The sequence below is a fragment of the Haladaptatus sp. DYF46 genome, assembly GCF_021083305.1.
GTDB lineage: Archaea > Halobacteriota > Halobacteria > Halobacteriales > Haladaptataceae > Haladaptatus.
In genome coordinates this window covers 1533847-1547041 of sequence record NZ_JAJFAY010000001.1, presented here as the reverse complement: position 1 = coordinate 1547041, position 13195 = coordinate 1533847, and the positions used below count along the sequence as shown (strand labels likewise).

Annotated in this window: 9 protein-coding genes; 6 read left to right on the top strand and 3 right to left on the bottom strand. The window is 63.6% G+C overall.

Annotated elements, in window-relative coordinates:
* Positions 1-112: 112 nt before the first annotated feature.
* The 4 genes from LJF34_RS08485 (at position 113) to gltB (ending at position 8385) form a co-directional block, all read left to right on the top strand.
* Positions 113-802, top strand: coding sequence for a metallophosphoesterase family protein (locus LJF34_RS08485; RefSeq protein ID WP_231184477.1), 690 nt, complete (start codon positions 113-115; stop codon positions 800-802).
* Positions 803-843: 41 nt separating this feature from the next.
* Positions 844-2970 (top strand): polyphosphate kinase 1, encoded by a 2127-nt coding sequence (ppk1, locus tag LJF34_RS08480; protein ID WP_231184475.1) that lies wholly within the window; start codon positions 844-846, stop codon positions 2968-2970.
* Positions 2971-3204: 234 nt separating this feature from the next.
* Complete coding sequence (locus tag LJF34_RS08475; protein WP_231184474.1) at positions 3205-3705, top strand: Lrp/AsnC family transcriptional regulator; 501 nt, start codon at positions 3205-3207, stop codon at positions 3703-3705.
* A gap of 198 nt (positions 3706-3903) precedes the next feature.
* Complete coding sequence (gene gltB, locus LJF34_RS08470) at positions 3904-8385, top strand: glutamate synthase large subunit (RefSeq protein ID WP_231184472.1); 4482 nt, start codon at positions 3904-3906, stop codon at positions 8383-8385.
* Between the two features lie 24 nt (positions 8386-8409).
* Here gltB and LJF34_RS08465 read toward each other — a convergent pair whose 3' ends face one another.
* Positions 8410-9144, bottom strand: a complete 735-nt coding sequence (locus LJF34_RS08465) for a GNAT family N-acetyltransferase (protein ID WP_231184470.1) — start codon at positions 9142-9144, stop codon at positions 8410-8412.
* A 33-nt stretch (positions 9145-9177) separates the two neighbouring features.
* On the bottom strand, positions 9178-9399 hold the full coding sequence (locus LJF34_RS08460; RefSeq protein WP_231184468.1) for a hypothetical protein: 222 nt from the start codon (positions 9397-9399) through the stop codon (positions 9178-9180).
* Here LJF34_RS08460 and LJF34_RS08455 point away from each other — a divergent pair.
* The gene (locus LJF34_RS08455; RefSeq protein ID WP_231184466.1) at positions 9398-10387 is read left to right on the top strand and encodes an NAD-dependent epimerase/dehydratase family protein; all 990 of its coding nucleotides are present in this window, start codon (positions 9398-9400) and stop codon (positions 10385-10387) included. The two genes, LJF34_RS08460 and LJF34_RS08455, sit on opposite strands and share 2 nt — an antisense overlap.
* A 48-nt stretch (positions 10388-10435) precedes the next feature.
* Here the strand turns inward: LJF34_RS08455 and thsA are convergent, their stop codons facing one another.
* Positions 10436-12064, bottom strand: coding sequence for a thermosome subunit alpha (gene thsA / locus LJF34_RS08450; protein WP_231185056.1), 1629 nt, complete (start codon positions 12062-12064; stop codon positions 10436-10438).
* 183 nt (positions 12065-12247) lie between these two features.
* Between thsA and LJF34_RS08445 the strand changes: the two genes are divergently transcribed.
* Positions 12248-13195 (top strand): AIR synthase family protein, encoded by a 948-nt coding sequence (locus tag LJF34_RS08445; protein WP_231184465.1) that lies wholly within the window; start codon positions 12248-12250, stop codon positions 13193-13195.

The following is a 13195-nucleotide window of genomic DNA, read 5'->3' as shown; positions in this document are numbered from 1 at the left end:
ACGTATTGCTCTGACACCTCTCGAGAGGTATTATAAATCGTTTATAGCGCGGACTGGCTTCCCTTCCTCGAAGGGCCGTTACTCGTTGCGACGAGCGGCCACTACTACAACAATGGTTTCGAGTCCGACGTTCGACGACGGGGTTCCACACGAACGAATCGACGCCGACGACTGGGAGGAGATATACGTCGTCGGCGACGTCCACGGCTGTTTGCCGGAACTCGAATCGCTTCTCGATACGCTCGCGCCGTCCTCCGACGACCTCGTCGTGTTCGTCGGGGACCTGATTCGGAAAGGCCCCGACAGCCTCGGCGTCGTGAAACTGGTCCGGGAACGCGACAACTTCCGCTCGGTGCGGGGCAACAACGAGCAGAAACTCATCGACGGCAGCGTCGAACTCGACGGATTCGGGGAGGAGAAAATCGAGTACGTACGAAGCCTTCCGGCGGCGATTTCGTGGGACGACGCGCTCGTCGTTCACGGCGGCGTGGATCCGCGAAAGCCGCTTTCCGACCACTCCGTCGACGACCTCGAAACGACGCGGTCGTTGGCCCCGGACGGAAGCTACGACCGGCCGTTCTGGTTCGAGGAGTACCACGGGCCGCGGCGGGTGTTCTTCGGCCACACCGTCCTCGAACGCCCGGTCGAACGGGAGCACGCGGTCGGACTGGACACGGGCTGTGTCTACGGCGGGACGCTCACGGCGTACGAGTATCGGGATGACGAGTTCGTCACCCAACCGTCCCGCAGAACGGGCAAGAGCAGAAGCGACGACTCCATCGTCACCCCTCAACCACACTGACTCCAGTCACCGTCCCCGTAAACCGCCCTCCCCGACCAACCATGCCACAACACGAGTTACCGGACGACGGCGACGACGAGGAAACGACGCCCGAAAACGCCGCTATCGACCTGAGCGACCCGCGATACTACCTGAACCGCGAGTTGAGCCAACTGGAGTTTCAAAAGCGCGTACTCCACGAAGCGACGGACGAGCGCAACCCGTTGTTGGAGCGCGTGAAGTTCCTCGCCATCTTCACGACGAACATGGACGAGTTCTTCCGCAAGCGGGTCGGCGGCCTGAAACAGCAGATGGCGGCCGACGTGACCGTACTCCCCCCCGACGGGCGGACGCCGCGGGAGCAGTGGGAGGAAATCCTCGACGTGACGCGGGGAATGTTCCGCCAGCAGTCCACATGTTACCGGGACGTGATTCACGACGAACTCGCGGCGGCGGGTATCGACATCGTTTCGTACGATTCCCTGTCGACGCCGGAACGCGATGAACTTCGCGGGTATTTCGAGAAGTCCGTCCTTCCCACGCTCACGCCGCTGACCTTCGACCCAGCGCATCCGTTCCCGTTCATCTCCAATTTGAGCCTCTCGTTGGCGGTGTTGACCCGGAAAGAGAAGGGGGCGGAGCCGACGTTCTCCCGCGTGAAGATTCCGAAGAACCGTCCCCGTCTCGTTCGAATCGGCGACGAGACGCGATACGTCCTGCTGGAGGACGTCATCCGGGCCAACCTCGACCTCCTCTTTCCGAGTACGGAGATCATCGACCACTCCACGTTCCGCGTCACCCGAAACGCGGAGGTCGGAAAGGACGAGGAGGTTGCCGAGGACCTCATCGACATGATAGAGACGGTGCTCCGGGAACGGCGGTTCGCCACCGTCGTCCGTCTCGAAATCGAGGAGGGAATGCCCGACGCGGTGCGGGAGTTGTTGGTCGAACAACTCGACGTGGACGACCGCGAAGTGTTCTGTCTCCCCGAACCGCTCGATTTCCGGGATTTCATGGACCTGACCGACTGTGACCGACCGGACCTGAAATCCCCACCGTGGACGCCACGGCCACATCCGCGACTGACGGGCGAGACTCTCGACGAGGAGGTGGACGTGTTCGAGGAGGTTCGCCGGAACGACCTCCTCGTCCATCACCCCTACCACTCCTTCGAGGAGACGGTCCAGAAGTTCCTGAGTCAGGCCGCGACGGACCCGGACGTACTCGCCATCAAACTCTCCATCTATCGGACCGCGAGCGATTCGAAGGTCGTCCAAAGCCTCATCGAGGCGGCGAGAAACGGTACGCAGGTCGCGGTGATGGTCGAACTCAAGGCGCGGTTCGACGAGGAGAACAACATCGAGTGGGGCAAGAAGTTGGAGGAGGAGGGCATCCACGTGGCGTACGGGACCATGGGTTACAAAACGCACAGCAAGACCGCGCTCGTCGTCCGCGAGGAGGGAGACAGGGTGCGGTTGTACTCGCACATCGCCACCGGAAACTACCACTCGGAGACGGCGAAGACGTACACCGACCTCGGACTGCTGACCGCCGACCGCGAAATCGGACAGGACCTGAGCGCCCTGTTCAACTACTTCACCGGCCACACGCGCCACGAGGAGTATCGGAAACTCCTCATCGCGCCGGGGAACATGCGCGAGCGCTTCACCGAACGGATTCGCGCCGAGGCGGCGTTGGCACGCGAGGGGAAGGAGGGTCGCATCGTCGCCAAGATGAACTCGCTCGAAGACCCGGACATCGTCGAGGAGCTGTACCGGGCGGCGATGGACGGCGTCGATATCGACCTCGTCGTTCGGGACATCTGCCGACTTCGTCCCGGTATCGAAGGCGTGAGCGAAACCGTGACCGTCTACAGCGTCGTCGGGCGGTTCCTCGAACACTCCAGAATCTTCTACTTCGGAAACGATGGCGACCCGCGATACTTCCTCGGGTCCGCCGATTGGATGACGAGAAACCTCGACAAGCGCGTCGAAACCGTCGCGCCGGTGACGGACCCCGCGCTTCGGGAGGAGCTGTCGGCGATTCTCGAAACGATGCTGGCCGACAATCGAAACTGTTGGGAGATGGAATCGGACGGAAACTATCACCAGCGACGCCCGGGCGACGAACCGTCGGTGGCCACACAGGACGTACTCATGCGGCGCACGAGTCGCTTGACCGACACGTAGCGACGGAAAACGGTCGATCGGATGGACGCTGTCAAATTCAATTTTCAAATGGTCATCGTATAAAAAGCCACAAAAAACGGATAGATTTCGCGGGGAGAATATCCCATAATCGAAAGTTTATGTCTATTTTGACAATAGTCTCTAACGTCACGTATTGTAATCTGTAGGTCGTTCATTCATCCAAATCACGAATCGTTAGCAAAGTTTTAGAAACATGGCTACAATCGGTTAGATATGGCGGAAGTCAATCTAGACGAAAAGGACTTCAAAATCCTACGATGGCTGGACAGGGAAGGGGATATCGACGTCGACGCAGTGAGCGACGAACTCGGTATCAGTACTTCGACGGTGTACTATCGATTGGACAAGTATCGAAATCAGGGTATTCTGACGGGAACGGTGTCGAAAATCGACGCCAACGAACTCGGACTCGAACTGACGGCCATCTCCGAGATTCGAAGCGAGTACGGTCCGGAGTACGAGGACATCGGCGAGGAACTGTGTGAGATTTCCGGCGTCCAGACGGTGTACTTCGTGCTCGGGGACAAGACGTTCACGGTGATCGCACACCTCCGCGACCACGACCATCTGCAGGAGTACATCGACGACATCATCCAAACCGACGGCGTGGAACACTCCTCGACGCGGGTGGTCCTCCGAACGTTCAAGGACGAGTCCCGACTTCTCATCAACTACGACGACGAAGACCTCGAAGAACTCATCGAAAGCGAGTAAGGTCCAATTTTCGATACCCACATCAACGGGTGGAAAGACACACATAATTCAGCAATAGCCGACGGATTTTGTACGAATATAAATATTCAATCCGTAAAACAACGCGCATGCCCAATATATAAGGAACACATATTGACAATAGCACTCCCTTTCTCCTTCAGGAGAAACCTCTTATGCCTGTTTGCCATGCGCTCGCACATGACCAGTTTTCTCGCCGATCCAACCGATCAACGGTCGAACTGCGGCGTAGGGGTCGTAATGGACCTCGACGCCGACGCGGACCACGAAGTCGTCGCCGATAGCCTCTCGGTGCTCGCCAACCTCGAACATCGCGGCACGACCGGCGCGGAGTCCAACACCGGAGACGGTGCGGGTATCCTCGTCCAGCGCCCGGACTCGTTTTTCGCTGCGGAACTCGATACCGACCTCCCGGAGACGTACGCCGTCGGACAGGTGTTCTTCCCGCGCGATGCCGACGTTCGCGCCGAGTTGGAGGAGACGGTCGAGGAAGTGCTCGGGGCGGAGGGAATCCGGGTGTTCGACTGGCGCTCGGTCCCCACCGAGAACGAGGACCTCGGCGAGACGGCGCTCGAATCGGAACCCGTCGTCTCCCAGTGTTTCGTCCGGCCCGAGGAAGGGATGTCCGTCGAGGAGTTCGACAGGACGCTCTACGTCGCCCGCCGCGTACTCGAAAAGGAAATCGAGACGCGCGACGACGCGGACCGGTTCTACGTCTGCTCGCTCGACCGGAAAACCCTCGTCTACAAGGGGTTGCTGAAGGGTGACCAACTCGCGGGCTACTACCCGGACCTCCGCGACGAGCGCTTCGAGTCGTCCGTCGCCATGGTTCACGCGCGATTCTCCACGAACACGCTCGGCGCGTGGCACCTCGCACATCCGTACCGACGCGTCGTCCACAACGGCGAAATCAACACGATTCAGGGGAACGGCAACTGGATGGCCGCCCGCGAAACCGACCTCGAAAGCGAGCGCCTCGGCGACGATATCGACCGCATCACGCCGGTGACGACGCTCGACCAGAGCGATACGGCCGTCGTCGACAACGTCCTCGAACTGCTCATGCAGGACGGACGCGAGTTGCCCCACGCGCTCCGCATGCTCCTTCCCGAGGCGTGGCGCGACCGCACCGACGGCGACCGCCGCGCGTGGTACGATTTCCACGCCTCGTTGATCGAACCGTGGGACGGTCCGGCGCTCGTCGCCGCGACGGACGGTGACCGCGTCGGTGCGGTCCTCGATCGGAACGGTCTGCGTCCCTGCCGGTACGACGTGACCGCGGACAACCGCCTCGTGATGGCCAGCGAAACCGGGGCGCTCGACCTCGAACCGAGCGACGTGGTCGAACGCGGTCGACTCAAGCCGGGACAACTGTTCCTCGCCGACCCAGAACGGGGCGGCATCGTCTCCGACGAGGAGGCGTTCGCCGACCTGACCGACGAGAAGTACGGCGAGTGGGTCGAGGAAGAACAGGTCCGCCTCGAAGAGCAATCGGAAGCCACCTCGGTTCGCGGCGGTACCGGGGATTCAAGTGACTCGTCCGTCCCGCTCCGCGCCCGACAGGCCGCGTGGGGCTACACGCACGACGAACTCAGCGAACTCCTCGAACCGATGGCCAGCGCGGGCAAGGACCCCGTCGGTTCGATGGGCGACGACACGCCGCTGTCGGTTCTCTCCGACTTCGACCGCCCGCTCTTTTCGTATTTCAAACAGCTGTTCGCCCAGGTGTCGAATCCCCCCATCGACTACATCCGCGAGGAGTTGGTGACGAGCCTCGAAACCCGACTCGGACGCCAGCACAACCTCCTCGGCGAGTCGCCCGCCCACGCGCGGCAACTCGTCCTCGATTCGCCCGTGCTGACCGACGAGGAGTTGGCCGGCGTGGTCGACGCCGACGTCCCGACCGAAGTCGTGGACATCACCTTCGACACCGACGTCGACCTCGAAGCGGCCGTCGAGCGGGTACGTGCCGACGCCCGAACCGCCGTGGAGTCGGGGGCCGAAATCGTCCTCCTCTCGGACAGAGGGGTGGCGGAAGACAGGGTTCCGATTCCCTCCCTTCTCGCAACCGGGGCGGTTCATCACCATCTCGTGCGCGAAGGACTGCGGACTAGAACCGGCCTCGTCGTGGAGTCGGGCGAACCCCGAACCGTCCACCATCTTTCCACCCTCGTCGGCTACGGCGCGGGTGCGGTCAACCCGTACCTCGCCTACCGGACCATCGGGGATTTGGTGGCCGGACCCGACGGCGCGGACGAGGAGGAAGCCATCGGGAAGTACGTCTCGGCGCTGGAGAAGGGCCTGCTGAAGACGATGGCGAAGATGGGAATCTCGACCGTCGAGAGCTACCGCGGTGCCCAGATCTTCGAAGCAGTCGGCCTGAACGGCGGGTTCGTCGACGAATACTTCGCCGGCACCGAGAACCGCACCGAAGGCATCGGTATCGACGACATCGAGGACGACGTACGCGAGCGCCACGAAACCGCGTTCGGCGAGGACCCGGACATCGACCGGAAAGGGGAGTACGAGTTCCGCTCGAACGGCATTCACCACCAGTGGAACCCGAAGACGGTCGGGGCGCTCCAGCGTGCCGTTCGCGGGAACGACGGCGAGGAGTACGAGGCGTTCGCCGAGGGGATCAACGACCAACAGGAGACGCTCCAGACGCTCCGTGGTTTGCTGGACTTCGACACCGACGCCCGCGAGTCGGTTCCCCTCGACGACGTCGAACCGGTCGAGGACATAATCGAACGCTTCTCCACGGCGGCCATGAGCCTCGGATCGCTCTCCCCGGAGATGCACGAGAACAACGCCATCGCCATGAACCGCATCGGCGGCAAGTCGAACACGGGCGAGGGTGGCGAACCGCCGGAACGGTTCGACACCGAGCGGGAATGCTCCGTGAAGCAGGTGGCGAGCGGACGGTTCGGCGTCACCAGTCGTTACATCCAATCCGCCGACGAGGTGCAGATAAAGATGGCCCAAGGGTCGAAGCCCGGAGAGGGCGGACACCTCCCCGGCAAGAAGGTGAACGAGATGATCGCGCACGTCCGGCACGCGACGCCGGGGGTCGGTCTCATCTCGCCGCCGCCGCAACACGACATCTACAGCATCGAGGACCTGAAACAGCTCATCTACGACCTGAAGGCGGGAAGCGACGGTTCGGAGGTCAACGTGAAACTCGTCTCGGAGGCGGGCGTCGGTACCGTCGCGGCGGGCGTCGCCAAGGCCAAAGCCGACGTCGTACACATCTCCGGCCACTCCGGTGGAACCGGCGCGAGTCCGCGCACGTCCATCAAGAACGCGGGCCTGCCGTGGGAACTCGGCCTCGCCGAGGCGAACCAGATGCTCCACCGGACCGGGCTTCGCTCCCGCATCCGTGTCAGCGTCGACGGCGGCCTGAAGACCGGCCGCGACGTCGCCGTCGCGGCCCTGCTCGGCGCGGAGGAGTACTCGTTCGGGACGGCGAGTCTGGTCACGAGCGGTTGCGTGATGGCGCGTAACTGCCACGCCAACACCTGTCCGGTCGGCATCGCAACGCAGAAAGAGGAGCTTCGGGCGCGGTTCCCAGGCGAACCGGAACACGTCATCAACTACATGGCGTTCATCGCGGAGGAACTCCGGGAGATAATGGCCGAACTCGGTTTCCGCACCGTCGAGGAGATGGTCGGCCACGTGGAACTGCTCCACCAGCGCGACACCGACCACCCGAAGGCGCGCACCCTCGACCTTTCGAGCGTGCTCGCCGACCCCGTGGACGGCGGCAGTCGAACGAAGACGCGGGAACAGGATCACGAGTTGGACGACCACCTCGACCACGACCTGCTCGCCGCCGCACGCGGTGCGCTGGACGGCGAAGGATCGGTCAAAATCGAACGCGAAATCACGAACCGGCACCGTGCCGTGGGCGCGATGCTCTCCGGTCGCATCTCCGCGATTCACGGCGAGTCGGGGCTCCCCGACGGAACGATCACCTGCCGATTCGATGGTTCCGCCGGACAGAGCTTCGGCGCGTTCTGCCAATCGGGGGTCGACATGTTCCTGACCGGCGCGGCGAACGACTACGTCGGAAAGGGACTCTCCGGCGGGCGACTCGTCGTCGAAACGCCGGACACCGCGGGATACGGTTCGGACGACGTCGTCGTCGGAAACGTCGCCCTGTACGGCGCGACGGAGGGCGAACTGTACGTCAACGGCGTCGCCGGCGAGCGCTTCGGCGTCCGTAACAGCGGCGCGAAAGCGGTCGTCGAAGGCGTCGGCGACCACGGATGCGAGTACATGACCGGCGGCGTCGCCGTCGTCCTCGGAGAAACCGGCGAGAACTTCGCCGCGGGGATGACGGGCGGCGTGGCCTACGTGCTGGACGAAGGTCAAGAACTCCGCGAACGTGTGAACGGTGAAACCATCTCGCTCTCGGCCGATTTGGACGCGCGCGACGAGGCGGTGGTTCGGCGGTTGGTCGAAAACCACGCCGCCGCGACGCGGAGCGAGAAAGCGCAATCGCTGCTCGACGACTGGGAGTCAGTCTCCTTCGTGAAGGTCATGCCCGACGCGTATCGGCAGGCCATCGAGGAAGGACAGGAGGACGTTCGAACGTCGCCGCCCAGTCAGGTTCCGGCGGCCCGCCAGTCGTCCGGCTTTCGAGTACCGTCCGACGACTGAACGCGAAAAAGAACCGTTTCGATTTTACAGGTAGGCCGCGTCCCACCGCGCCGCCTTCCGCTTGTTACCGCATTCGTTGCACTCGATTCGCTCCATGCTGTCCATGGCGTTGTCGAGCGTCTCGCAGTTCGAACAGTAGTAGCCGTATCGTTCCTCACCGGCTTCGTCGTTGAACACCGCGAAGAACGGCGCTTTCGACCCCCGACTGGTCTCGGAACGGTTGATGTATCGAGCTTCGCCGCCGAACTCGCGGGATTCGAGTATCGGTTCGTCGCTCTCCGAGTAGATGTTCTCCGTGTACGTCTCGTCGCCGATTTCGGCCGTCCGTTCGCCGACCTTGGTGAAACCGTGGTCCTGATAGAACTCGTTTCCGTCCTCGTTACCGGCGAGGACGAGTCCGGAGAGTGTTTCGACCTCCTTCTCTTCGAGGTTCTCCTTCGTCTGCCCGAGCAGCGTCGTGCCGACGCCCTCACCGCGGTAGTCGGGGTGAACGTGCAACCAGAGGATGTTCCCCTCGGGGACGTCGGGAAGCACCTCGCTCTGCGTGAAGCCTACCACGTCCCCCCCGTCGAGCGCGACGAGGAACAGCGTGCCCCGACTCTGGAACTCCTCTTCCAAGCTTTCCTCCGAGTACCACTCCTCGATGGCGTGTTCGATCACGTCTTCGTCGAGAAAGTGGGCGTACGAAGCCGAAAGCGACTCCGCAGCGACGTCTTGAATTCCGGCGATGTCCTCGGTTCGCGCTTCGCGTACTTGCATACTTGGCTTACTCCGGGATGAACAATAAACATTCTACCGGCCGCCGTTTTCCACTTGTCTCTCCGTCCGCCCCCATTGTGTTTGATTTTTTGTATCGATAGCCTCCTTTCGTCCGTTCGAACGTTTCTCGTCGGTTCGTTCCCGACCAACCGTCCAGTTTTCCCGTTTCAACCGGTCATCGCCGGTCGGTCGTTCGGAGTCGCGCTTCTCCGCCTTCGGTAGCGTTTTCCGCCCGCCGCGCAATCGACTCGCCATGAACACGGCACTCGTCATCGGCGGGACGCGATTCATCGGTCGCCACCTCGTGACCGACCTGCTCGACAACGGCTACGACGTGACCATCTTCAACCGCGGGAACCACGACAATCCGTTCGCCGATACGGACGGCGTACGTCACTTCGAAGGCGACCGGACGAACGACAGCGCGCTCGAAGCGGCGCGCGACGAGGCGAACCCGGACATCGTCATCGACTGCGTTGCCTACGAACCGCGCGAGGTCCGCTCGGCCACCGAGATATTCGCCGACGTGGACGGCTACGTGTACATCTCCAGCGGAAGCGCCTACGGCGTCGAGGAGATACCCAAGCGCGAGGACGACACCGAACTCTGTGACTGCACGGCCGAACAGGCCACGGACGAGTCGATGGCGTCCTACGGGCCGCGAAAGGCGGAGGGCGACCGCGCGATTTTCGAGGCCGCCGAACGCGGCGTCAACGCCGCAAGCGTTCGACCCTGCATCGTGTACGGTCCCTACGACTACACCGAGCGACTGGACTTCTGGATAGACCGCGTGAACGAGTACGACCGCCTCGTCGTTCCCGGCGACGGCGACAGCCTCTGGCACCGCGCCTACGCCGAGGACGTGGCGAGCGCGCTCCGAATCGTCGCCGAGGAGGGCGAACCCGGCGAGGCCTACAACGTCGGCGACGAACTGTTGGTCACGTTGGACGAGATGCTCTCGCTCATCGCGGACGCCCTCGACACGGACGTCGAACTCGTCCACGCGGGCGAGCGCGAACTCTCCACGGCCGACCTCTCGACCGACGATTACATGCTCTACCGCGACTACCCGCACGTCCTCGACACGAACAAACTCGAATCGCTCGGCTGGGAGTCCACGCCGCTCGACGTGGCGATGGAACGAACCGTCGAGGAACACCTCGAAAGCGACCGGGACGGGAGCGAACACGACCCGGGCCGGGAGAACGAAGAGCGCGTTCTCGGCGTACTGGACACCATCTGAGGGCAGCCGAAGTCGTTCGAAAAACGCACGGTGCCGCGCGCTACCGTTCTACATCATGCCGCCCATACCACCCATGCCGCCCATTTCGGGAGCACCTCCCTCCTCGTCGCTGCCGCCGAGGTCGCCCGCCGAAATCACGTCGTCGATGCGCAACAGGAGTTCGGCCACGTCCGTCGCGCTCTGGATGGCCTGCACCTTGACCCGGAGGGGTTCGGCCACGCCCGCGTCGAGCATGTCCTCTATTTCGCCCGTTTCGGCGTCCAATCCGGCGTTCTCCTCGCCCGCATCGTGACGGCTTCGGAGGTCGGTCATGCCGTCGATGGGGCTGATACCCGCGTTCTCCGCGAGGGTTCGCGGGACCGTCTCCATCGCGTCGGCGAACGCCTCGACGGCGAGTTGCTCCCGACCACCCACGCCGTCGGCGTATTCGCGGAGGGAGAGCGCGAGCGCGGTCTCGGGTGCGCCGCCGCCCGGTAGCACCCGTCCATCGAGCAGGGCGACCCGAACGACCCCGAGGCTGTCGTTGACGGCCCGCTCGACCTCCGCAACGACGTGTTCGGTGCCACCGCGGAGGAGGAGCGCGACGCTTCGTGGGTTGTCACACTCCTCGACGAAAATCCGGGTGTCGCCCGCCACGTCCCGTTCCGCCACGAACCCGGCGTGTCCGAGGTCGTCGGGATCGATGTCGCCGAGGCTGGAGACGATACGTCCGCCCGTCGCCCGCGCGAGGTGGTTCATGTCGCTGGATTTCGCACGGCGGACGGCGAGAACGCCCTCCTGTGCGAGGAAGTGCTGTGCGAGGTCGTCGATACCCTTCTGACAGAAGACGACGTTCGCGCCGCTGTCCACGATTCGGTCGACCATCTCGCGGAGTTGTGCCTCCTCGCGGTCGAGGAAGCCCTGCAGTTGATCCGGGTCGGTGATGCTGACCGCCGCGTCCGCCTCCGTCTCCTGCACCTCGATGGGCGTGTCCACCAGCGCGATGGTGGCGTCCTCGACCCGCCACGGCATGTCGTCGTTCACTCGTTCCTTGTCCACGACGACGCCCTCCACGAGTTCCGAGTTCGAGATGGCTCCGCCGACGACCGTTTCGACGGTGACGTTCGAGAGGTCGATGTCGCCTTCGTCCTCGTCCCTGACCGCCCGAACCGCCCGCACGACGAGTTCCGAGAGCGCCTGCTTCGCCGCTTCTGCTCCTTTCCCCGTCATCGCCGTCTGTGCGATTTCGGTGAGAAGACCACTCTCCTCGACCGGATGGGTCGCCGATTCGAGCACGTCGGTCGCCTCCTCGCTCGCCAACCGATAGCCGCGCGCAACTGTAGTCGGATGGACGCCCTGTTCGAGCAACTCTTCCGCCCGCCGTAACAGGTCGCCCGCGAGGATGACCGCCGTGGTCGTCCCGTCGCCGGTCTCTTCTTCCTGCGTCTCGGCGACTTCGACCATCATCGTCGCCGCCGGATGTTCGATGTCCATCTTCGTGAGGATGGTCACGCCGTCGTTCGTGACGACGACGTCGCCCATCGAATCGACGAGCATCTTGTCCATCCCGCGCGGGCCGAGCGTGGTGCGGACCGCCTCCGCGACCGCCCGTCCGGCGGTGACGTTCATCTCCCGGGCGTCGCGCCCGCTGGTTCGCTGTGCCTCCTCCCCGAGTATCAGAACCGGTCCGGTCTGCATTCTGTCTGCCATGATTCCCCCACACCGGGTACGTCAGCATCGGCAAAAGAACTAGTCCCGGGGAACGAGCGATGAGATAGACGAGCGAGGCGGTTTTTCGACGTGGTGTCGAACGCGACGTGACGACGCAACGACGCGACGATACGACGAAACGCACATTGGCACGTCGTGTGAAGGGCGACCATGATCGGCAAACTCGACCCCGAAGACCTCGCACTCGTCGTCTCGCGGACGGGCGCACGCGACGAAGCGGTCTCGGTGGGTCCCGGCTACGGCGAGGACGCGGCCGCAATCGAGATCGGCGACGAAACCCTCGTCGTCAGTTCCGACCCGCTCTCGTTGGCCCGCGAACGCCTCGGTACGCTGGCGGTCAACGTCGCCAGCAACGACGTGGCCTGCTCCGGGGCCGACCCGCGATGGCTGACGAACGTGGTGTTTCTCCCCGACGACGACCGGGAGACGCTCGACATCGTGACCCGGCAGATAGACGACGCGGCGACCGAACTCGACGTCGCCATCGTCGGCGGCCACTCCGAGTACGCGCCCGACCTCTCGCGCCCGATGGTCACGATGACCTGCATGGGACTCGCCGACGAGTTCGTCCCGACCGGCGGGGCCGAACCCGGCGACAGACTCGTCCTGACGAAGGGGGCCGGAATCGAGGGGACGGCCATCCTCGCCACCGACTTCCGCGACGAGGTCGGTTCGGCGGCCGAACGGGGGGAATCGTTCTTCGAGGAGATAAGCGTCGCCGAGGACGCCCGTCTCCTCCGCGAGTACGCCCACGCCATGCACGACCCGACGGAGGGCGGCGTGGTCACCGGCCTGCTGGAGATGGCGGAAGCCTCCGGCGTACGCCTCGAAGTCGCGCGCGACGACGTTCCGGTTCGGGACGTGACCCGCGAACTCTGTGAGACGATGGACGTGGATCCGCTCCGAATCTTCGGGTCCGGGGCGCTCCTCGCGGCGATTCCGGAGGAGTCGGTCGAAGACGCGCTCGACGCCGTTCGTGACGCCGGGATTTCGGCAACCGTCATCGGGCGGGTCGTCGAAGGCGAGGGAACGCTGGCGCTGGACGGCGAGGAGATTTCCGACCCGCCGCGGGACGATTTGTACCACCTCTGGGAGTAG